This window comes from Lentzea sp. NBC_00516, from assembly GCF_036346835.1.
Taxonomy (GTDB): Bacteria; Actinomycetota; Actinomycetes; order Mycobacteriales; family Pseudonocardiaceae; genus Lentzea; species Lentzea sokolovensis.
This window is the reverse complement of sequence record NZ_CP107840.1, coordinates 2,057,862-2,080,043: the sequence shown is the minus strand read 5'-3', so window position 1 is coordinate 2,080,043 and position 22,182 is coordinate 2,057,862. Positions and strand designations below refer to the sequence as shown.

General features: G+C 62.8%; 14 protein-coding genes. 9 read left to right on the top strand and 5 right to left on the bottom strand.

Going from position 1 to position 22,182, the window contains the following annotated elements; all coding sequences use genetic code 11:
• Nucleotides 1-728: 728 nt before the first annotated feature.
• The 4 genes from OG205_RS09385 (at nucleotide 729) to OG205_RS46735 (ending at nucleotide 4,889) form a co-directional block, all read left to right on the top strand.
• Nucleotides 729-1,769: a glycosyltransferase family 4 protein gene (locus OG205_RS09385; protein ID WP_330275859.1), complete on the top strand. Its 1,041-nt coding sequence runs from the start codon at nucleotides 729-731 to the stop codon at nucleotides 1,767-1,769.
• Nucleotides 1,766-2,842, top strand: a complete 1,077-nt coding sequence (locus OG205_RS09380) for a glycosyltransferase family 2 protein (RefSeq protein ID WP_330275858.1) — start codon at nucleotides 1,766-1,768, stop codon at nucleotides 2,840-2,842. The genes OG205_RS09385 and OG205_RS09380 overlap by 4 nt, the downstream gene beginning before the upstream one ends.
• 8 nt (nucleotides 2,843-2,850) lie before the next feature.
• Nucleotides 2,851-3,804: a Gfo/Idh/MocA family protein gene (locus OG205_RS46740; protein WP_442916774.1), complete on the top strand. Its 954-nt coding sequence runs from the start codon at nucleotides 2,851-2,853 to the stop codon at nucleotides 3,802-3,804.
• A gap of 98 nt (nucleotides 3,805-3,902) precedes the next feature.
• On the top strand, nucleotides 3,903-4,889 hold the full coding sequence (locus tag OG205_RS46735) for a zinc-binding dehydrogenase (protein ID WP_442916812.1): 987 nt from the start codon (nucleotides 3,903-3,905) through the stop codon (nucleotides 4,887-4,889).
• On the opposite strand, the gene OG205_RS09375 is transcribed toward OG205_RS46735, so the two are convergent.
• A complete protein-coding gene (locus OG205_RS09375) occupies nucleotides 4,886-5,974 on the bottom strand; it encodes a glycosyltransferase family 4 protein (protein WP_330275857.1) in 1,089 nt (362 codons plus the stop codon). The two genes, OG205_RS46735 and OG205_RS09375, sit on opposite strands and share 4 nt — an antisense overlap.
• A gap of 938 nt (nucleotides 5,975-6,912) precedes the next feature.
• Nucleotides 6,913-7,038, bottom strand: coding sequence for a hypothetical protein (locus OG205_RS09370; protein ID WP_330275856.1), 126 nt, complete (start codon nucleotides 7,036-7,038; stop codon nucleotides 6,913-6,915).
• 344 nt (nucleotides 7,039-7,382) lie between these two features.
• Here OG205_RS09370 and OG205_RS09365 point away from each other — a divergent pair, with 344 nt between their 5' ends.
• Nucleotides 7,383-8,162 carry a class I SAM-dependent methyltransferase gene (locus tag OG205_RS09365; RefSeq protein ID WP_330275855.1) on the top strand — a complete coding sequence of 260 codons (780 nt, stop codon included), beginning with the start codon at nucleotides 7,383-7,385 and terminating at the stop codon, nucleotides 8,160-8,162.
• Between the two features lie 417 nt (nucleotides 8,163-8,579).
• Nucleotides 8,580-10,259 (top strand): carbamoyltransferase family protein, encoded by a 1,680-nt coding sequence (locus OG205_RS09360; protein WP_330275854.1) that lies wholly within the window; start codon nucleotides 8,580-8,582, stop codon nucleotides 10,257-10,259.
• A 45-nt stretch (nucleotides 10,260-10,304) separates the two neighbouring features.
• Here the strand turns inward: OG205_RS09360 and OG205_RS46730 are convergent, their stop codons facing one another.
• The 3 genes from OG205_RS46730 to OG205_RS09350 form a co-directional block, all read right to left on the bottom strand.
• Nucleotides 10,305-10,547: a hypothetical protein gene (locus OG205_RS46730; RefSeq protein ID WP_442916811.1), complete on the bottom strand. Its 243-nt coding sequence runs from the start codon at nucleotides 10,545-10,547 to the stop codon at nucleotides 10,305-10,307.
• A gap of 324 nt (nucleotides 10,548-10,871) precedes the next feature.
• Nucleotides 10,872-11,975 (bottom strand): tetratricopeptide repeat protein, encoded by a 1,104-nt coding sequence (locus tag OG205_RS09355; RefSeq protein WP_330275853.1) that lies wholly within the window; start codon nucleotides 11,973-11,975, stop codon nucleotides 10,872-10,874.
• Nucleotides 11,976-12,503: 528 nt separating this feature from the next.
• Complete coding sequence (locus tag OG205_RS09350) at nucleotides 12,504-12,905, bottom strand: hypothetical protein (RefSeq protein WP_330275852.1); 402 nt, start codon at nucleotides 12,903-12,905, stop codon at nucleotides 12,504-12,506.
• A 1,036-nt stretch (nucleotides 12,906-13,941) separates the two neighbouring features.
• Between OG205_RS09350 and OG205_RS09345 the strand changes: the two genes are divergently transcribed.
• The 3 genes from OG205_RS09345 to OG205_RS09335 all read left to right on the top strand — a co-directional run bounded on the left by OG205_RS09345 (nucleotide 13,942) and on the right by OG205_RS09335 (nucleotide 22,167).
• Nucleotides 13,942-16,845 (top strand): tetratricopeptide repeat protein, encoded by a 2,904-nt coding sequence (locus OG205_RS09345; RefSeq protein WP_330275851.1) that lies wholly within the window; start codon nucleotides 13,942-13,944, stop codon nucleotides 16,843-16,845.
• Between the two features lie 850 nt (nucleotides 16,846-17,695).
• Nucleotides 17,696-18,166 carry a hypothetical protein gene (locus tag OG205_RS09340; protein WP_330275850.1) on the top strand — a complete coding sequence of 157 codons (471 nt, stop codon included), beginning with the start codon at nucleotides 17,696-17,698 and terminating at the stop codon, nucleotides 18,164-18,166.
• A gap of 497 nt (nucleotides 18,167-18,663) precedes the next feature.
• Entirely contained in the window at nucleotides 18,664-22,167 is a 3,504-nt protein-coding gene (locus tag OG205_RS09335) for a hypothetical protein (protein ID WP_330275849.1), read from the top strand.
• Nucleotides 22,168-22,182 lie beyond the last annotated feature (15 nt).

Genomic DNA, 22,182 nt, shown 5'->3' with positions numbered 1-22,182 from the left:
CGGGCGGCGGTAGAGCCCTTCGATCCCCGTCCGGGCGCCTCCCGTAAAGCCCAGTCGACTACGTCGCATGCCGTGCTCCCCATAGGCCGAGCGTCTGCAGGCCAACTTGTGTCGTCGGAATTAAGGATCTCGCCGTTGCTGACGATGTTAGGATGGTTATTGAGTAGCTCGACGAGATGCCATGAGCCGGACCGGGCAGTGGCTAGGACTGCGAAGGGCGTTGCTCTCACCATGATCTCCTTAACTGTGCCAGGACTTGAAGGTGGGTGATCACGACGTCGGCAGACTCTGGTGACAGCAGGGTCCAGGTGCGAGCTGCAGTGCGGCGTTACGGGAGCCATGCTGCCCTCTACCTCGTTGGCCTTGCCAGTGATCATCTCGACCCCCTGAACCTTGTCATCGACGGCACGATTCATCCAGTTCGTGTTCTAATTCCACCTCATCGCATAGAAGGTCTCAACAGCGACGCGGCGGTATTTGGATTCCGCAGTGCTGTTAGCGTCGATCCCTCTGCGACCGTAGTGCGAGCAAGCCTCATCGGTCCAGATCGTGGTGATCCTCTTGTGCACGACTTGGGATGGCTACACGTGCAGCAGGTCCCGCCTCGCGTTCTCGGTGTGCCGGAGTCAGCAGTCACCCGAAAGCCCGTCCTGCGAGGCGGTCGTCATATCATCCTTTTAGCGCCCCACGCGGAGGGGGCAGGTGGCGCCCAGTGGTGGCTTGGCGAAGTGTCGGACGCTCTCAAGCGGACCGACTGGGCTGATGTGGACGTTTTACCACCCGCACGTGCCGGCGATATCTCTCTTGGCCTGGCTGTTGCTCGGGACGACGAAGCATTCGAGGATGCAGTAGCCCGGAGTGTCGGTGAACTCGTTGTTCGGCGGCCCGATGTCGTTCTGGTCAATACTGTCGAGGGCCTAGCGACAGCCGAAGCGTCCCGGCGACTGGGAGTGCCGTTCTGCTGGGCCATCCATGAGAGTTATACGCCAGCCGTGCTATGGGCTTCGGTATTCGAGTTCGGTGCGCCATCAGCTCTGGCTATCGATGCGTTCGAGCGGTGTCTCGCGGCAGCGGATGCAGTTTTGTCCGTCTCCCAGGAGACTCAAGATCTGTTCGCGTTGCATGTCCATTCCTCTCGCAGCCGAGTGATCCCATTTCGGGCTTCCATGAGGGCTGAGTGGCGCAAGCCATCACATCGAGACCGGCGCTGGTGGCAGATCCCGGAGGATGCATTCCTCGTCGTGTCTGTCAGCACGCTTGAAGAACGCAAGAATCCTGGCCTGTTGGTCGCAGCCGCGGCGCGTGCTCGCCGTCTTGTACCCAACCTGCACCTTCTCCTTGCCGGCCCTGGAACTTCGACCTACGGTGCGTGGCTTGCGTCGCTTGCTGAGGATGAGAAGTTCTCAGACGCGTTCACCCATGTCCGCAGCGAGGTTGATGTCAGTGAGCTGCTTCCTTTGGCGGACCTGTACATTTCGGCATCCGACATCGAGTCTCGTCCGGTTGTTCTACTTGAGGCGATGGAAGCCGGCGTGCCTATCGTGGCCACTCGTGCCTGCGGCGTGGCCGAACTGGTTGATGACGGCATTAACGGATTGCTCTGTCCTCTAGGTGATCGCGGGGCACTGGCGGATGCGATCGTTACCCTTGCAGGTGCGCCGCATCGGCGGGCCGAACTTGCGCGCCGGGCTTCAATGATGGTTGATTCGCTTCCCGCCAACTGGGCAGACGCTGTGGTTGTCGCCATGGCTTCAGTAGTGCTGGCATGACTCGTCGTGAAGGCAAGCACTCGTGGCGAGCGCGGATCCGGCATCGCGTTCGCCAGTTTCAGTTATGGCTGCGGGTGGTCATTGTCGCGCTCCGCGTGCGAGCGGTGCGACATCGTCAGCCCGTCGATAGGCGATCAGGTGTCGGGGTTGGAGTTATCGTCCGAGACGGTGGGCCCTTCGTCGACGTCTTCCTGCGGCACTACCTGGCGCTGGGTGTAGATCGGATCACTGTCCTCGATAATGGGTCGCGCGACGACACTATTCAGCGGGCCTTGGACTTCGGGACGCGCGTCGAGGTCCTAAAATGTGGTTTGGCGTTCCCCCGCTGGGAGACCGCGATGAAATCCTATCTTGTCCGACGTGCTGGCACAGGACGCCGGTGGGCCCTCCTAGTCGATATTGACGAGATGTTCGACTTTCCGGGCAGTGACGTTGTGTCGCTCGCTGAACTGGTCGCCCACCTCAAATCCCTGGGGGTGTCCGGGATGGTGGCGCACCTTCTTGACGTATTCCCGCCCATTCTTGATCCGAAGGATAATTGTTTCGACCCCGCCGCACACGATCGTTTCGAGCTTGACCACGTGGTGTCGGCCAACTACACCGACTTCGCAACGCAACACGAAGTTCAGGTCGACACGTCGAATGCTGCGGGGATGGTATTCCAGCTCAATGGGTTCCGGCACCACCTCTTGGGATTCGAGCGCCCGCTGTGGATCACGAAGCATGCTCTCCTGCATCCGTGCGCTGGGGTGTGGCTGAGTCACCCCCATCTAGTCCAGGGCGCGATCCTCGCTCCTACCAGCGCGATCCTTGTTCACCACAGCCTCACGGGGAGCACGGTCGCGAAAGCTCGAGTTGCAGTGGCTGAGCGACGTTATGGATGGAGTGCGCAGGATGAGTACTCGCGCTACGCGTCCAAGCTTGAAGGTGACTGTCCAATCCGCCTTGCGGGTCCCCGAACGCTTCGGTACCACGGTCCCGATCAGTTGTTGGCGCTCGGCTTCCTGCAAGTTGGCCGCAGCCTTTCCGAGGTAATCGCAGAGCGGCGCAATGCGTCCGCTGGAACTCAGTAGGAAGTGTCATGCCCAATGTTGGGTTCATCGGAGCCGGGTTCATCGCTAGTCGACATGCCGCTGCGGTTACCGCTGCCGGCGCTCGGATCGTCGCCGTGCACGACGTAGACCATGCGAAGGCTTTTGCCTTCGCCGAGTGCAATCGAGCGATAGCGTCAAACTCTCTCTCAGACTTGCTTGCAACCGAGTCAATTGATGCTGTGTTCGTTTGTGTGCCGCCGGACGCCCATGGAGCGGTCGAGCAGGCGCTCGTTGATCGGCGTGTTCCGTTCTTCGTAGAGAAGCCGCTCCCTCCCAACCTTGACATGGCGAGGGCGATCTCCGCTTCCATTGACAGAGCAGGGCTAATGACGTCGGTGGGATACCATTGGCGCCACCTCGACCGGCTTGAGGACGTACGGTTGATGCTTGCAGAGAGTCCCGCCCACATGGCAGTTGCCCAGTGGCATGACGGCTTTCCCACAGTGCCATGGTGGGGATGCCAAGCGCGGTCCGGTGGTCAGGTTGTTGAACAAGCGACGCACCTGATTGACCTCTGTCGACTACTCCTCGGCGAAGTAGTTGGGATTAGAGCTTTGAGCTCGCGGTCCGTTCCTACCGCTGGCCGCGCCACTGGCGCAGACGTCGCCAGCTCTTCCGCCGCCCTGGTGGAGTTCGCTACGGGAAGTATTGCGGTCCTTGCCAGCTCCTGCACCTTACCGCGACGCCATACTGTCGCCCTCGAACTTATATGCGAGGGACGGGCCATTACCCTCACGGAAGATGTAATGACCGTCGTTGATGGAGCACGAACTGTGCGCCTGATGTGCGATCGCGATCCCTTCGCCGCCCAGGCCGAAACCTTTCTGCGGGCTCTCGAAGGTGGGCCTTCCGACTCTCTTGTGTCCTACACCGATGCCCTCCTGTCCCATGAGGTCGCGGTGGCGATAGCCGATACCGCGCGTGGCGCGCGAAAGTTGTGAGACTCGAGACTCACGCCCTCGTCGTGGAAGGGCCGGGCCGAGTTGGGCTGCGCACGGTTGAGGTGGACGTGCCCGACACTGCAGTCGTCGTGGAGACGATGCTCAGCGCCATCTCACTAGGGACTGAGCTAGCGATTGTCGCAGGGAAGCATCCTGCTCATATCAGAGGCTTCGACTGGCGTCGCGGGCTGTTTCGAGCCTCCGATCAGCGTGCCCTATACCCGATCACATCACTCGGTTACATGCAGACCGGCGTCGTTATCCAACCTGGATTGAGTCACCTTTCGGTCGGTACCCGGGTAGCGATGGCAGCGGGTCATCGAACTATTCATATCGCTGCCGATGCCTCTAGTTTGATACCGCTGCCCAACGATCTACCCGATGAGGCAGGGGTATTCGTCTCCACCCTAGGACCTGTGGCGGCCAACGCCCTGCTACATGCCGCCGTAGTTGAAGCAGGACGTGGGGTAGACAGCCTCAGAGCTGGAGTTGACCAAAGACAAGTTGTTGTCTTGGGAGGGGGAGCGGTAGGCCTTCTAGTTGCTGTGCTCGCTTTCGAGTGCGGCGCCGAATCTGTCCTTGTCGTCGAGCGGGACCCATGGCGACGCTCTGTCGCCGAGTCGCTTGGACTAGAGACCTTTGATGATTCACTGCACGACGCCGGGGTTCATTTCCGGTCGCGATGGGCGATCGGGCCTGAGATAGCCGGCGGGGCCGACGTAGCATTCCAGACCCGGCCTACCGCAGCGGGAGTGGCAGACGCACTACGGTCGGTTCGGCCCGGCGGCGTCGTGGTCGATCTGGCGTTCCATACGGCCCCAGCGACGGAACTGTTCCTTGGCGACGAGTTTCATCATGGTTCGCTGTGGCTAGTCGCCGCTCAGGTGGATCGGCTGCCACTTGGTACCGAAACCCTGTGGTCCCGCAGTCGCCTCTCCGATGAGACTATCCGCAAGCTTAGAGGCCGACCCGACGTTCCGGCCATGCTCGTAACAGATCGTGTGCCGTTCGCTGAAGCTCCAGAGTATTTTGGGCGGTTGGCGTCGAGCTCTCGACGCCAACTCACACCGGTATTGACATTCTAAATGCTGCGCTTTATGGCCGACCAAAGTCCGCTGATCATGCCCTCTGCGGTGTAGGCGGTGCTCACTCGACTGTGAGCGAGAAGTGCACGCCGTCGAGCTTCCTCGGGACGGGCCAGGACATCATCGATATGGGCAGCCTGAAGGTCGGGGCGCTTAGCAGGGTGGATCCACCCTTCACTGCCGTGCCGAACTAGCTCTGGGTTGCTGGCCGCGCTTGACGCAACAATTGGCCGTGCGGCGGCCATCGCCTCCAGTAGGGCGAAACTCGCACCTTCGGCCAGCGTGGGGTGTAGGACCACGTCAGCGCGCGCCATCAACTCGTCCACATCGTCACGCATGCCCAGAAACTTGACGCTGTCGCTGACGTTGAGTTCGTGAGCTAGGTCAGCCAGGCGTTCGCGGTCATACCCCTCGCCCACCAGCCATAAGGTGGCAGGACGAGTCATATAGGTCAAGGCCCGAATCGAGTCCTCCTGCGCTTTCCACCGGACGAGACGCCCGACTTGGAGAAGGATTGGCACCCCCGGCGAGGAGACACCCATTTGGAGGATCTGGCATGCCGGCGGTGTAGATGTTCCGTTTGGCACCAGTGAGACAAGATCGACCGGAACGAGAAACGATGACGCCAACGCTGATCGGTTCTGCGCTGAAACCGCTATCCACCGCTGATCGGTGCTGGTCAGAAGGCGATGAGCACGCCTTCGGTCGCTTGGTGGAAGGAGATCGGGCAAATGTGCCAACTGGAATACGACAGTGGTGGCGCAGAGTGCGGCCGCGGCATCGAGGAGGTCGAGCGGATCAGGGCCACCAGGCTCCGCGACCGGCAAGGGCAGCACTGCGACGATGTGGTCGGGCTGCAGCGACGCCAGTTCGAGGCGGAAGCGATTAATCGGGTCGGGCGTTCCCGACACGATGTCAAGTGAGTGCCGGCGTGTACTACCGAGCAGGTTCGTCATCGCCTCACTGATGACGGCTTGGTGGACCACGACCACGTCGGCGACCTGGCCCAATTGGCCAGCGATAGTAGCGACATAACGTTCACATCCGCCGACGCCCAGCGACGGCACTACGAGCACAATACGCACCAAGTGACCGTAGCAGGATGCTATTTTCCTGTGGGCGGAGACGTTCCGGCGATGCTGGATCCTTTCAAGCTGCACGCAGGAGGGGAAAGTTGAGGATGCGGAATGGTGTACATCGCGGCGTAGATGATTCGGTATGGATGGAACCTCTCGTTCTCGTTGAGCCGAACCTGGACCTCGACAACGGACACTGGGGCGATAGCGTCATGATGCTCGCGGCAGCAGCAGCAGCGAAGCGAGGCCGTAAGGTGGTCGTAGTCGGAGCGCGACCACCAAGCGAGACCGTCCATCGGTCCATGGCCAAGCTGGGTGTGTCGGTAGCTGATGCTGCGCGCGTTGGTCTCCTTTCCAAGGGACTTGGACGAATCGGGTCGTGGCTTGGAGTTCGCGAGGCGCGACGTCGAGAGCGAGGAGACTACGGTGGGGCTAGTGACATCTGGCTGCTGCGCGTCCTAATCGACGAAGTCGTCTCGCTGTGGGTAGCTCGGCGCGTGGCTCCAGCTGACGCTCGAGTCGTGCTACTCACGGGCAGCAGTTCGTACATAGGCTTGTCGGTCGCGCTGTCCCGTTGTAGGCATATCCGGGTTGTCCACGACGTGCAGAAGCCGGTTGGTCGGTTTGCCGCCAAGGTCGCCCTTCTCGGCTTCGGAGTAGCAAAAAGAGTTAGCCTTGTTTGCCCCACTGCAGGGGTGGCCGATGCTTTATCGGGACTATGGCGAGGCAGCATTCACGTTCGTCCGTTTGCCTTGCGAGATCGGCGGCTCTACATCAATCCGAAGGAACGAGCAGCAGGGAGGCGCCGACGGGGGATCGAAGCGGGCGATTTCGTCGTCGCTGTCGTGGGTGGCTGGTGGCCTGCGAAGGACGTGGCGACTATTCTCTCGGCGTTAACTTTGGTGGGCCCTGGGGTGCGTGCTATCGTGGCTGGCTACCCCATCGACTCAAGCCGCCTCCGGTCGGTCGCCCTTCATCTCCAGGGCCGTCTCGTCGTTGTCGAGCAGCCGCTGAGTCGGGATGACCTGCGTGGCATATATGCCGTCGCCGACGCCTGCGTCGTCAGTCGACACCCTGGAATTGTTAAGGAAAGCGGTCTATTCTTCGATGGTTTGCGGTACGGCGTACATATTGTCGTAAGCGACCACGACCCGTCAGTGAGTGCGCAGATAGAAGGATTCGACTACGTCAGTCTGTTTCGTGCTTGTGACTCTGCAGATTTGGCAAACACTATTGATCGTCTTCATCGCTGTGGTGTGGCCCGGCCTGGGCCAACGGCGGCTGAGGAGTTCGGGCTACTTTCGGCGGATGAGGCCCTCGATGAATATTCGTCATCGGTGCACTCAGCCGCATCGCGTCCCCATCGTAGGGCCAGATTATTGGGTGCGCGTCAGTCTGTAGTGAATGTAGTTTTAAAATGATCGCTGACTTGTATGACGACGCCTACGCCTCGTTCGCATGCTCGCCCACGGCGCGTCATTTATTCGGGCCAGTGCTGGACAGCGCGTTACCTGCTGGACTGGAGCCATATTCGTTCGTCACCAGTGAAATGCTTGCATTAGTACGAACAGCTTTGCGCGAGATCCATGTAGATATGCTCGTCGATCTGGGTTGCGGCCGCGGTGGTCCGGGTTTGTGGCTCGCTCGAGAGTTGAGCTGTGCTCTAGTTGGAGTTGATCGATCACGGGTCGCCGCCGTCGAGGCAAACTCTCGCCGCAGTCTCTTTCCCTCACCTGCTGGTCTTGGCTCCTTTGTCCAGGCCGACATGCAGGCACTTCCGATTCGCTCCGCTTCCGTCGACGCCGTTGTGTCGATAGACGCGCTTCAGACATCTGAGACAGCTGAGCTCACGATGGGTGAGATCTCCCGGATTCTGCGGCCAGGCGGACGATTCGTGGCGACGACCTGGCAGGCGGTCGACCTTACCGACCACCGTGTAGCTCCCCGTCTGCGCGTCGACTTTCAGCGATCGGCAACGGCCGTGGGATTTGATAAGGTGAGGATAAGAGAAGTGCAAACTGCTCACGAAGCTGAGATGGAACTTGCTCGCACTGCAGTTGCGTTGGACCCACGTCTCGTCGGTGAAGAGTTGATCCTTCAGCGGATCGTGAGTGAGGCAGTTGAGACGCTAACCCATGCAGGATTGACGCGACGGATCATTCTTGCGGCCAGTAAGCCGAAATGCTGTTCCAGATGATAACAGGTGGAGGAGGAAGCCTTTGTTGCGCTCAATTTAGTTCGGGTCGACGGCTAGATCAATCTTTGTTGATCTGTGAATCTGTGTCGCCATAATTGGTCGCCTCACTTCCAGGGAGCTATCGAGACCTATATTGACTTGTAATGCGTCTGCCAAGCAGATGTACACGTCAAGCCGCGCGCACCGCAGCGGTGGCACATTCGACCGCATCGAAGACAAACTGCCACCCTCGCCAAGTCTCGCAGATTTGACTCGGCGAGGAACTCGCTTCAATGGAGATGATTGCTAGATTGCCGAGCGGGTCGAACGCCGTCTGCTCATATCGTGCACAACGTCCGCGCCTTCGTGGCAGCCTGACATCGGCACAGCTAGAAGTCCCTAGCGGCAAGTCTCCGCAGTACGACGGGAGAGTCAAATATGTTGATCGTGGGAGTTAATACTGGTGAGCACGACGGTGCTGCAGCCGCAGTGCTTGACGGTCAGGTAGTCGCTTTTGCTGAGCAGGAGAGATTTTCACGCCGTAAGCACGCAGTTGGAGAACTGCCTCGAAACTCGTTCGATTACGTTCTGGCTGCTATAGGCGCCACCGTGGATGATGTTGATTGCTTCGTCGTACCCTGGGTGGACAATTCTGAGTATAGGCGTCTTATGCCTGGGCTGGACCCTGAGGTTACATTTTCGGCGCGTTTAGATGTCCCATTGGCGAACTGTCCTCGACTGGACGCGGTTCTAGCGGGTAGGTATCGACGTCGGCCGCGTGTCGCATGCGTTTCTCATCACCTGGCGCATGCGAGTAGCGCGTTCTATCCAAGTGGCCTAGATGAAGCGGCGGTGCTTGTTGTTGATGGTTGGGGAGATCGTGTGTCCGTGTCGATTGCTCATGGCGTCGAACGTCAGCTGAACCTGCTGCGACAGGCGCCGCTGGTGGATTCGCTAGGTTACTTCTATGCGGCTGCTTCGGATCATTTGGGCATGGGGGTATTTGGTGAAGGTAAAGCAATGGGGTTGGCCGCCTACGGTGAAGATGATCTCGGCTTTGATGAGATGTTTTCCTTTGATGAAGACATAGTTCGGCTTGTATCGCGTCCTTCTGGTGATGTTTGGGATCCAACCGACGTCTCGCCAGAGCGAGTATATGGACATTGGAGAGAAATCTTCAGCCGTTTTAGATTGGGCCCCTCGTGGGACCGTGGGGACGGTCTCCCTCCAGGGGTGAACTTCGCTGCGAGCGTTCAGGGAACCCTGGAGCGCTCTGTGCTTCGCCTTGCTGATATCGCTCTTAGGGTAAGTGAATCCCGTAATCTCTGTGTCGGGGGCGGTGTTGCTCTCAACTGTTCCGCCAATGGGAAGTTGAGTCGCTTCTCCGGGCTCGCGAATCTGTTCGTACAACCCATCGCGCACGATGCAGGGAACGCTATCGGATCGGCTTTGCATATTGCTGCCCTGTTGGGTGAGCCGAGGTGTGGGAAGATGCGAACTACTGCCTTAGGTCCGGAATTCTCGGATGCTGTATTGGCTGCGACCTTAAGAGAATATGGCTTTGTGCCGAGCGCTCTTGATGATCCAGCTGAAGTCGTTGCTTCTCTATTGGCTGCCGGTCGGATGGTGGGCTACTTCCAGGGGCGAATGGAGGGTGGTCCCCGAGCTTTGGGGCAAAGGAGCATACTTGGCTCGGCTGGCAGTGTTTCAGAACGAGACAAGATGAACCTTGTTAAACGTCGAGCGTTCTGGCGCCCTATCGCGCCAATGTTGCGAGAAGAGACTGCGGAGATAGTATTGGAGAATTTAAGGTGCGCTCCATTTATGGTGGTCGCTGACAAAGTTACAGCCTTCGCGGCTGAGTTTGTGCCAGCGGTGGTCCATGTCGATGGTACTGCTCGCCCTCAAATAGTTTCGGCCACGACACAACCTATGCTCTGGGCGATCTTAGATCGACTGGAGAAGCTTGGTGGTGGAGTTGCTGTGATGAACACAAGTTTTAATGATGAGCTAGAGCCAATCGTGTGTACACCTGCCGAAGCAATGCGTACTTTTATGGGTACATCAATGGATGCCTTGGCCATAGGGCCCTTTGTCGTCGAGAAGAGTCGAAGTTAGAGGGGGAGCGGGCAACGTTTAAGGTCTGTCGCTATTGATGTGATCTCAACGAGTTTCAGGTGAGTCGGCCGTGCTCGAAATGCGTGAGTACGAGTGCGGCTTTGACGATGTGGCCGATCTTGCAGGGCTGGTGGTGAAGTGCCGCAGGGCGCGCCAGCGCCCGGTGAGCAGAGCGAAGCCACGTTCGCCGAGGCAGCGCAGGCCGCGCAACAGCACGTTGTAGGTGCGGGTGTCCGGGTCGAGCATCTGGCCGTCGGCGGGCTGTTTGACTGGGGTGAATACACCGATGCCCGCACCGTCGTAGCCGTTGTCGGCCAGCCTGGTCAGGTCGAGTTAGGAGTAGGCCCAGTACAGGGCGCCGAGGACGTGTTCGCGGGGCTGCCGGGTAGCAGCGGGACGACTTGGTCGGCGGAGGCGGCGTTGTCCAGCACGATCAGCATCCGCCGACCTGCGACCATGCCGTGTGCTCACCCTGTTCACCGGCGAGGCCGGCGCCTGGACGACTCCGGCCGCCTCGGACATTCCGGGTGGCGAGAACCTACAGCTCGAGATCCCAGCCTTACTTCGGGTTGGGCACGGCAACCAGCCGCAGGCTCACCGATGTGAGCTGCTTTAACCAGAGTCAATTGACGGTTCGGCTTCCCAAGGTGGCCGGACAGCTTCAGACAGCTGGCCGAGGTCGTCGAGTCGACGTCGTACGCGCTCGGCGTCGATGTCACGGCCTTGTGCCCGGTACAGCTCCAGCGCCGCCTGCCACACCTGGCGGGCCTGGTCGTGTTGACCGAGGGCGGTGTGGGGGTGGCCGAGGTTGTCGAGGGTGTCCGCGACCGCGTAGGCGACGCCGAGGGCGCGGAACAGGGTGAGGGCCTGGTGGTAATGGTCGATGGCCTGCTGGTGGTCGCCGGTGCGGTGGGCGATGAATCCGAGGCTGTCGAGGGTGTTCGCCTCGCCGTCGGGGTTGTAGTGGTGCCGGTGCAGGGCGAGGGCGTCGTGGCAGTGGTCGCGGGCGGTGTCGAAGTCGCCCAGGCGCGCGGCGAACCAGCCGACCTGGTTGAACGCGATGGCTTCCCACACCGGATGGTCGAGGGTGCGGTAAAAGTCCAGGGCGTGTCGAGCGTGATCCAGGGCCTGCCGGTAGTCCCCCCGTTCTCCCCAGGTTGTCGCGAGTGACCGGTGGGTGTGTGCCTGTTCGGTGGGGTTGTGGTGACGTACGGCCAGAGCGAGCGCCCGGTCCAGGTGCCCCATGGCATCCTCGTGCAGGCCCAACAGGGAAAAGGCGTGTCCGAGGTATCGGTAGGTGCGGCTTCGGGCGATGGGGTCGGGCAGGTGGGCGGCGGCATCCACCGCGACCCACCACATGGCGAGCGCGTCGCGCCGGTGCCCCCGCCGGAAGTGGAAGGTGCCCAGTGCCTGGGCGAGGTGCCAGACGACGTGGTGGCGGCCGAGAGCGGCGGCGGTGCGCTGCGAGGCCAGAAGGGGCGCGTGCTCGGCTTGCAGCCAGGTCATCGCGGCCGGGGCGTCGGGCAGCGGATGCGGGTGGACACCGGGTGCGGGCGGGTCGGGTTGCAGGGGTTGGCGGGTGGGGTCCAGGAGGCGGTCGGCGGCGAAAGCGGTGTGCAGGTGGAAGTCCATCAGCCGTACCAGGGCCGCTCCCCGTACGTCGTCGGGCCGATCGTGCGCGGTGGTGGCGGCGTAGGCGCGGACCAGATCGTGCATCGCGTACCGGCCGCCTGGCCCGCCGTTCGACCAGGGAGGCTTCTTCCAGCACGGACAGGGCTTTGCGTGCGCGAGCACGGGGCAGGGCGGTGAGGACGGCCACCGCGGGCAGGGTGGTGTCGGAGCCGGGCGCAATGCCGAGCAGCCCGAACACGGTGCGCTGTTCGTCGGTGAGGCGATGCAGGGACCACGAGAGGACGGAGGGCAGGCTGGCGGCGTGGCGGGCGGTGATCGACAGGGCCAATGGGTAGCCCCCGCACAACGCGACCAGCTCGTCAACGGCGTCGGCCTCGGCCACGACACGGTCCGCCCCCAGACGTGCGGCCAGCAGGGCACGCGCCTCGTCCCGGGTTAGAACGTCCAGGGTCAGGTGACGTGCACCGTGCCGGTCGATCAGGAAGCGAGCCTGGTGTGACCGGTAACCAGAACGGTGCAGGTAGGGCTACCCGGCAGCAGCGGGACAACCTGCTCGGAGGTGGCGGCGTTGTCCAGCACGATCAGCATTCGTCGCTCGGCGACCAGGCTGCGCTACAGCGCGGCTTGTGCGTCCAGGTCGGTCGGGATGCGGCCGGGGTCGACCTCCAAGGCATCGAGGAACCCGCGCACTGCGGCCCCAGGTGCCATCGGCTCTTCCATCGGGCTGAAGCCGTGCAGATTCACGAACAGTTGCCTGTCGGGGAACCGGTCCAGGTGGGGGTGTGCCCACGCCAGAGCTAGCCAGGTCTTACCGATCCCGCCAGCCCCGCCGATCGCCGAGACCACCACCGTTGTGCCCGTGACGGGCAGGTTTGCGGAGCCGGTGCGTGTCGGCCCTGGTGCGGTCGGATCTCGCCCGCCTGGCATGGTGGCGGCCAGTGTCCGGTCCAGCCCTGCCAGTTCCGCCTCCCGGCCCGCGAACAGCGCCGGCGCGGCGGGTAGCTTCCGTGGCACCACCAGCGAAGGCGGCGGAGGCGGTGAGTGCAGATGCACGTCGCCATGCACCACCCCGGCCTGACTACTGCGCCCACGACACCGGAAACGGTGTTGTGCACACCAAAGCCGTCCCTGTCGGTGGGTTCGGTGTCGGTGTCGTTGGGCGGTTTCCGCTCGGGTGTCACGAACGAAGAACACCTCCCGGTCCGGTCAGTGACTGGTGGATCCCAGCGTTCCACCACGCCACCGCAACACCGGCCGGTGCCGACAGAATTCACCCGACCGCCAGAATCCTGCCCCGCAGACAGGCAGATCCACAGCGCACCATCCACAGCCCGTGTCGTGGCTGCGCATTGAAACCAACCTGAGGTAGTGCCACTGGAACTGAGACTGATCATGGTGGCATCGCCGTGAGGCACGAGGAGATCCGCAGGTCACACAAGATCGACATGCTAACCGCGGTGAGACCCTACACTTGTAGGGTCCCAAATTCGATGACACTATCCCAAAGACCTTGTCACTGATGGCACCAGTGACATCGAAAACGGGATTGATCATTTTTCCAAAACTGCTGAGCCGTTCGAGTGGCAGCGCGCGACGCGCCGTCGGTGATCAGGTCGTGGCTCTGTTTTGAGGTGTAGCCCTAACGTCGCAGGGCAGCTCACCTGCGGCAGGGGAGCATCATGAGGGCTGCGACGAACGGTCTGTACCGCACCGACCACCTGAGGTCGTGGGCGCTGCCGTGCTACACCTGTTGTGGCACCAGCACTTCCTGGTTGACCTCGCCCGGCCGCTGTGTCCGACGACGGTGCTGCCGGTCGCACCATGACCGGCGGCGTACGGATCGGCGTGGGCACCCGATTCCAGTACGACAGCGAGATGATCACCGCCGTCAAGCTGATCACCACACTGGCCTAGAACGAAGTCGTCCTGCAGAACTCGGCGGACACGCTGGCCGCGCGCATCGCGCTGCGGGAGCTGCTGACCTCGGACCGTGCCACGCTCGACCCGGACAACATCGGCGCCGACGACGAGCAGGCTTAGGCTGATGTTCGTGGATGTCGCGACAGGACGTGCAGACGACGCCGAGACGCTCGTGTTCATCAACTACCGCAGCAGTGACGCCGCCTCGTCCGCCGTGTTCCTGCACGCGGAACTGTCCGCCAAGTTCGGCGCAGAAGCGGTCTTCCTGGACTACGAGTCGATTCCCCTCGGCCGCGACTTCCCGACCGTGCTCAGGGATCGGGTTGCGCGCAGCGCGGTGCTGCTGGCGGTCGTCGGGGAACGGTGGCTGGCCGGCGAGATCGGCACGCGCCGGATCGACGATCCGGAGGACTGGGTGCGTAAGGAGATCCTGATCGCACTGGCACACGATGTACAGGTGGTTCCGGTGCTGTTCGGCGATGCCGAGCTCGACCCAGAGCTGCTTCCGGAGGAGCTTGCGGTACTGGCGGAACTCCAGGGGTTCGCCGTGCGACACCGACGGCAGCGGACGGACATCGCCCAGCTCGCGGACAGGCTGGCCCGCGATGTTCCGCGGCTGCGCGGCTGCACCGGACGCCAGGTGCGGACGGTGGCGGAGTTCCAGGAGCCCGTCACGCTGGGCGTGCACCCGGCGATGGAGTACGCCGACGGCGTGGTCCCGCCCTACGTTCCCCGCCAGGTGGATGAATTCGTGCGCGGCGCGTTGCGGGAACGCCGGCACGTGCTGCTGGTCGGGGACTCCACCGCGGGGAAGTCCCGCACCGCCTACGAGGCCATGCGGGCGGAGCTGCCCGACCACCGCCTTCTCGCGCCCGCCGATGCGAAAGAGCTGACCGCGGTGCTGGAGACCTTGGCGCGAACGCGGACGTCGCAGGTCCTGTGGCTGGACGATCTGCACCGCTACCTGGGCGCGGACAATTTCACTGCGCGGTCGATCGACGAGCTGTCGGACGCGGTGGTGGTGATCGCCACGATCGGGGCATCCCACCACACGCTGTACACCACGAACCTGGAACGCGAGGCGGTGCTGAACCCGGACCACTGGCGCGACCTGGTGTCGGCGATGAAGGTGCTGGAGCTGTTCACGAAGGTGCGGGTGGAACGCCGGTGGTCGCAGCAGGAGTTGCGGCTTGCCGCGGAGCTGGACGACCCGCGGCTGCGGCGGGCGGCGGGGCATGGCGACCGGTACGGCGTTGCCGAGTACATCGCCGCGGGGCCGCAACTGGTGCAGAAGTGGCGAGACGGGTGGTCACCGGGCCTCGCACCCAGAGGAGCCGCGATGGTCACGGCAGCGATCGATCTGTTCCGGGCGGGGATGACGGCGGCGGTGCCCGTGAACGTGCTCGTCGGTCTGCACGAGGTGTACCTCCAGGCGCGCGGCGGCGCACAGCTGCGGCCGGAGGAGATCGACGAGGCGCTGGTGTGGGCAACGACGCTGGAGTACGGCGCCACCAGCTTGCTGATCAAGGACGCCGGAGATCGGTATCGTCCCTTCGACTACCTGGTGGACGCAGTCGGCCGGGACGGCGACGCAAAGCCCATCCCTACGGAGGTGTGGGAGGCTGTCCTGGCTTGTGCGGACGACTCCAACCTGATGTCAGTCATCCTGCGGGCGTCGGCGCACAATCAGATGGACATCTCACTGCGTGGGCTCGCCCGGCTGGAAAACGGAGAAGGAAGCGGTGGGCTGCACAAGGTCCCGCTTGGGAAGGATGCCCGGCTCGCCCTGCGCCGCCTGATGGCGATCGGGCAGGAGCAGATATTCTATGTTGGCCTCGACGATGTCACCCTGGCTCTGCAGAGAGCGCGGCCTGGGACCGTCGAGTGGGATTACGCGATGTGGGGCCACCATCGGGAAGAAGGCGACCTCGATCAGGCTGAGGTGTTCCTGCGCCGTGCCGCCGAAGCAGGGCACCCGCCGGCAATCGCCGACCTCGGCGCCATGCTGATCAAGCAGTCGCGAGACGACGAGGCTCGGAGCTGGTTGGAAACGGCGGTCGCGGCGGGGATTCGCGAAGCCCGGCTCAACCTCGGGATCCTGCACCTCCAGGACGGTGATCCAGGCCCAGCCGCGGACCTAATGGAGCCTGTCGCGGACCTCGTCGTCGACGACCTCGCTACTGACCTCGCCCGCAATCTGGGGAACGGTGGCGACCACGAACGCGCTCGTCACTGGCTTCGGCGCGCTCACGACCACGGCAACACGCGTGCCACGCTGTACATGGGTGAGTCTCACCTCGCGACGGGTGACGTGACCGCTGCCGAGCACTGGCTGCGCCTGGCGTGGGAGCAGGGGAATGTCGCCGCCGCCCACTACCTGGGAGAGATCTACTTCCATCGTCGTGATTGGGACGAGGCAGAACCCTTCCTCCGCGTGGAGGCGGAAGCCGGGCGCGCCACCGCAGCCACCTTGCTGGGCACGTTGCACTACCAACGAGACGAGTTCGACGACGCCGCGCACTGGCTGCGGAAGGCCGTGTCCGCAGGTGATGACGCGGCCCGGTTGGCACTCGGGATAGTGCTGGTCGACAAGGGCGAATTGGACGAGGCGGAGTCTCTGCTGCTGGACAGCCTGAGCATGCACGAGGCCGAGGCGGCGTCCTACCTCGCCCAGATCCAGCACCGACGTGGCGACCCGGCCGAGGCGGAGCGGTGGGGGCGACGGTCGCTCACCGCCCGATACGACAGCGAGCCCGCACTGCTACTCAGCGCGATCCTGATCGGCCAGGGACGGCACGACGAGGCGATGGAGGTGCTGCTGCCCGGCCACGAAGCCGGCAATCCGGCGATGACGCACAACCTCGGCATCGCCAGCGTTCTCAAAGGAGACGTCGACGCCGCGATCCGGTTCTTCACCCAGGCCAAGCAGGCCGGTGTCGCCGAAGCCAGTGCCAACCTTATCGCGATCTTCCAGGGCATTGCGGAGGACGAGGCGCGCAAACAGCGGCGTCCCTGGTGGCGAAGACGTTCGTGAGAGGGTGACGCGCGGTTCAGCCCACCTGGCCCGTCCCCGCAGTTGACATGCGGGGGGCCTCTTAGGTCTGATCTGAGCCGTCCTACCAGCACGGACCGATCTTTGGGACGGGAGGACCGGGGCAGAGGTGCACGTTCCTTCTTGTCCCTGGAGACCACGAAGCAGCTGGTTCAAGCGGGGCTTGCAGGGACAGGACACTGCGGGTTGGGCAGCGTAGGCAGGTACGCCCTCGTTGTCCGCGGGTGACAGCGGTGTAAGCGGCACTGCATCGGATCGAGAACACTTAGTGCTGCAGGGCGCATCCCACGAGGAGCGGCGCTGGCACTCTGGTAAGACGACCAGATGGACGTTGCCGCAGGGTTCGTGACAGCCGCCGGCGTTGGTGATGCGCTCGATGAAGATTTGCATGCGCCCCCTCGGCTGCTGCCGTCCAGCGCCGTTTCGTCCGCGCTTATTGGTAAGCGTGACGACGTGGCCCAGCTAATCACCGGCAGGTTTGTGCCGGCTCGACATGAGGTTATTGCAGTAAGCAAGGCTCGTCATGGTGTCAGGCCGGTTGCCGTTTGGGATCTGCCGAGCGGGCTTCTGTACCGAATCTTGACTCAGCGTATCGCCCCTTTGCTACCAGTTCCTGAACGTACGAGGCAAGCGTGGAAAGATTTTGAACGAAGTCCTTTGAGTTCACCCACGAAATACGTGGTCGCCGCAGACATTGCATCGTGTTATCAGCTGATCGATCACGAACTGCTCGCGCAAGAACTCTTGGTGCAAACTGGCGACAGTGAGACCGTAAATCACGTATTAACGCTTTTGCGTCTAGTGAGCGGTGTGCGTGCCGAAAAGTACGTCCGTGCAGTTCGCAGGTCTTGGCGCGTGGCTGGCGGTCGTCGGGGATGACGGGCCGGACCAGGTCGCCGACGAACCCTCGCAGGAACGCCTGCGGGGTACCAGAACTCTGCACACATGCGTTGAGCTGCGTGGTCGGGCACCGCGTTCGGTCGGCATGATCGTGGGCGTGGTGCTGCGACTGCTGTACCTCGTCTTTGTCCGGCTGGGTGGTTGGCTGGTTCTGCTCGGCCGGTCGTCGGCGGCTAAGGACGTCGAGTTGTTGGTGTTGCGGCATGAGGTGGCGGTGTTGTGTCGAGGTCAGCGTCGTCCGCGGTTGGATTGGGCTGATCGTGCGGTGCTGGGCGCGTTGGTGCGGCAGTTGCCGGTGGCTGCGAGAGCATCGGTTGGTGTCTCCGGGCACGGTGTTGCGGTGGTATCGGCTGATCGTGAAGAAGTGGACTTACCCGAACCAGAGTGGTCGGCCGAGGGTTAGTGAGGCCGTGGTGGCGTTGATCGAGCGGATGTCGCGGGAGAACACGGGCTGGGGTTACCGCCGTATCCAAGGTGAGCTGCTCGAGCTCGGCCACCGGACGGCCGCGTCGACTGTTCGCCGGGTGCTGAAACGGCTTCGGATTCCGCCGTCGCCTACTGGGAACTCCGACACGTCGTGGCGGCGGTTCCTGCGTGCTCAGGCGGCGACTATGGTGGCGTGCGACTTCGTTCACGTCGACGCGTTGTCACGGACAGATCTCGAGCGACGACCCGGATGAGCGGCGCGACAAGAGTTGCTCGACAGGCAGCGGTGAAGCATCGACGACGCCATGAACGCTGGCCGCGCTACGGCTGTGCTGGACCAGGTGGGTGTGCTGTGACTCCAGGGCCAGCTAAGGGCTTAGGTCTGGGCTGGTTCTCGGACTGGCGCCCTCCGGTGGCGCACTGACCACGACGTCTCGTTATCAACGAAGCCGGTCTTCCGCCTACCCTTGTGGGGTGGATCTCATCGCCCGGATCGAACAAGCGCTGGATGACCCGCGGATGTCACCGGGCGAGTTCGAGCGCGTGGCATGTGCTCTGCTGCAGCCGCTTTATCCAGGGCTGTCCGCGGTCGAGGGCGGGCACGACTTCGGCAGGGATGGTGACATTTACTTCCCGCTTCCTGGTTCCGGCCCTGACGCTCGCGGCCGTCTGATGGTGACTACCGGAGATCCGGTGGACAACATGCGGGGTGGTCTTCGGCGACTGGTGGAGGAAGAGCAGCGGGTAGACCTCGTCGTGATGATCTGTTCCAGAGCTGTCAGCGCTCGAACCAGAAGATCGCTTGCAAAGCTGTGTCAGGAAAGGGATCTGCCTGATCCTCATGTCTTCGCACGTAGCTGGCTGGTCATCGCGTTGGTGAACAGTCCGCTGTGGAGGGAGCGGTTGACTGGCGTTGCTGGACGTCTTGAGTCGCTTCTAGACAGCCCGCTCGTGGGTAGCGCGTCTGAAGGGATCGGCTCGGCGGAGATTTTCGGACGTGATGCGGAGCGACAGCAGGCTCAGCAGTTCATAGACGACGCTGTGGACTTCGTGGTGACCGGGCAGCCGGGGGTGGGCAAGACTCGGCTTGTTCAAGAGTTGGCTCGTGAGGTGAAGTTCTTGATGTCCGCAGAGCAGGGGCAGGTGCTTGACGACTTGCTCTCGGCCCGGCCGGCTGCGGTCGTCGTGGACGATGCTCAAATGAGGTTGCCGGAGCTCGGGTTGTTGAGACGAGCGCGGCAACAGGAAGATCTGTCGTTCTCGATTGTGGCTACGACGTGGCCGGACAAGCTGCAGGAGGTTGCCGAGTATCTCCCCGGCGCGAGTGAGCTGATGGTGCCGCCGTTGGTCCGTGCTGATGTGGACGCACTGTTGCAGGCGGTTGGCGTCACGGGACATCGTGCTCGGTTGTCGATCCTGGATCAGGCGCGCGGACGCCCAGGATGGGCACTCGCCTTGTGTGACCTGTTGCTCAACGGTGACGGTTTCCAGGTGGCGACCGGCAGTGCGCTCGTTGCGAACGTGGAGCGATTCTTGCTCGCGTCCACGGGTTCCGAGACCTCGGTCGATGCGCTCGCCTGTGTCGCGGCGATCGGCCACGCGACGACGAAAGATGTGCAGCGACTGGCGCCACTGGTCGGTATCGCACCCGCCGATCTCAGCGGCTTGTTCTACCGGCTTGCGCACAACGGTTTGCTCAGCCAGGCCACTGGGGCGTGGAGCTTGCAGCCTTCCTTGCTCGGGCCGTTGATCGCGCGGTGGTTTTTCGTGAGTCCCGCACGCAGAGACATGTCCACCGTGGTCGACGTTTTCCCTGAGCGGACAACAAGGATTGACGACGGTGTGTTGCTCGCCGCGCAGACTGGCTCGGAGCCCGCGCAACGCGCGGCCGACGTGTGGGCCGCCGAGGTGATTTCACGTGGAACGCTGACTGCCGCGGTTCTCGACAATCTGGTGACCTATTCGACGCTGAGCGAACGCGCAGCGCGTGTCGCGATTCAAGCGGTTGCTCCTGCGATACAACGGAATCCGCACGACACGTCGCCATATTCGGTGGTGCATGCGGTCGTTCAGTGCTGGGCGTTGCCAGAAGCCGTGGCGATCCTCTTGGACTCGGCGATCGGAGATGGTCGCGCTCGCCATCAGACACCCGAGCACCCGCTGCGAGTTCTCGCTGAGACAGCGGCGAGGGTCGAACCTGATGTACCGCCAGACATCCGCCTGCGCGAGCGAATTCTCGACGCGACGCTCGACTGGCTCGTGCGGGGATCGACGCCAGAGCGATGGCTGGTGGCGGCGGAGGCGGTTGCTGGGGCTCTGTCGCCAACTCTGGAGGGGCTTTGGCCCTCGGTGAACACCGTGGACGGTTTCGTCATCGCACGTGCGGTGCCGCCGGCCGTCGTTCTGCGGCGGCTCGCTGTCTTGTGGGGACGAGTGCTAGAACCTTTCGGCCTCACACCGATCGGCACGGAGGAGCGATGTCCTGTCGAGGCTGCGCGATTACTGGTTGGTCTTGCCGGCGAATGGGTCTGGCTGGCACGCGAGATTGCCAGCTCAGGCCGTAAGTTGAGCCCCGAGCAGATCTCGGCCGCCTCTGAGGGGGCGCGCTTGATCATCGAGTCGCTCCGTGTCGTGTGTGAACGGCACCCCGGCCTCGGGCACATGGCGAACTCGTTCCTCGACGGGGCTGACCCGGTCGTGGCGTCGTCGTTCACCTTGGACGTGGATCTTCAAGGGTTCATCGGGATGAGCCGGCCGCCTAGCCTTGAACCTGAAGACCTTCAACGCCACCTGGATGGTCAAGCGGCGTCGTCCCGAGAGCTGGCGGAGAAGCTGGTCAACCTCGGAGTAGCCGCTGGGGTGGCGCGGTTCGCGCAACTGGCCGAGCAAGCGAAGCTCGCCGGTCATCTGTATGTCGGGCACGAGGTAGCCAGGTTGATGGCGCCGCAGTTGGTCGATCCGGGGGAGTGGTACCTGGCAGCTCGCGATGCCCAGCTGCAGGACCTGGCGTCGGTCGCCCTGACTGAGTCGTATTTGAGGGACTCCGCAAGGCTTCCCGCCAGCGTTGTGCGACAGGAACTGCGGAAGCCCGATCGACGGCCTTTGATGATCAGAAGCGCGTTGAGGAGCACTGTGCTGAACGACAGCGTCGCGCTGGTCATCGAGGACCTTCAAGGGCAGGACGCATTCCTGTTGGCCCATACTCTCGTACGGGACGAGGTCGACGACGTTCTGCACCGGCTGCTCGTGCACCCCGTGCCGGAGATCGCTGCCGCGGCCGCGCTCCAGTTCGACCTCGGCGAGGCAGGCAGGCCGACACTGCCGGACAGCTGGCGCGACGCATGGAACAAAGCCTTCGTCAACGCGCGCGGTGATTCTGACGATCACGCGTGGCCACTCGGCCGCATCCTCCGCCACCTGGTCACCCATGATCCAGACCTGGCTGAAGAGTGGTTCAAGGCCCGACTGAGCGAGCTTTCTGCAGGCCCTTACCCACAACGCCTCAGCCCACGTGACTGCGAAACCTATCTCGCCGGCCTGCCGGCCGCGCATCGCGGTCGGCTCGCTCGCCACTACCTCGCGCTTGGTCGTGTCTGGAACGGGCGACGACTGCTCGCCCATCTCGTGGGACGCGATGTCTCTCTGGCGGAGAGCCTGCTGGATGAAGGACTGATGTCGATCGACCATGTCCTCGGAGCCATCGGCGGTGGAGAGGGCGTCGTTGATCACCTCGGCCCGCTCGCGCTGCGACGTGGCGTTGCGCCCGCTCTGATCGCCGAAGCCGCCTGTCCCAGTCCCGATGACATCTGGGACGAGGTTCAAGAGGCCAACAGCAACCTGGACTACTACCGGAGCCTGGCGCAACGTGTTCCCGAGTTGGTCGATGTGTCCGCCGTCGGGATTGCTGAACAGCAGACGCGCCTGCGCGAAGCAGAAGAACGCCAGAACCGTGCGCGTCTTCGTGGTGAGCATTCGTGACTCCGAGGCAGTCTC

Excerpts from the sequence above, each read along its gene's own strand:
- OG205_RS09380 (WP_330275858.1), top strand. The coding sequence starts at position 1,766 with ATGACTCGTCGTGAAGGCAAGCACTCGTGGCGAGCGCGGATCCGGCAT.
- OG205_RS46740 (WP_442916774.1), top strand. The coding sequence starts at position 2,851 with ATGCCCAATGTTGGGTTCATCGGAGCCGGGTTCATCGCTAGTCGACAT.
- OG205_RS46735 (WP_442916812.1), top strand. The coding sequence starts at position 3,903 with ATGCTCAGCGCCATCTCACTAGGGACTGAGCTAGCGATTGTCGCAGGG.
- OG205_RS09365 (WP_330275855.1), top strand. The coding sequence starts at position 7,383 with ATGATCGCTGACTTGTATGACGACGCCTACGCCTCGTTCGCATGCTCG.
- OG205_RS09360 (WP_330275854.1), top strand. The coding sequence starts at position 8,580 with ATGTTGATCGTGGGAGTTAATACTGGTGAGCACGACGGTGCTGCAGCC.
- OG205_RS09355 (WP_330275853.1), bottom strand. The coding sequence starts at position 11,975 with ATGCACGATCTGGTCCGCGCCTACGCCGCCACCACCGCGCACGATCGG.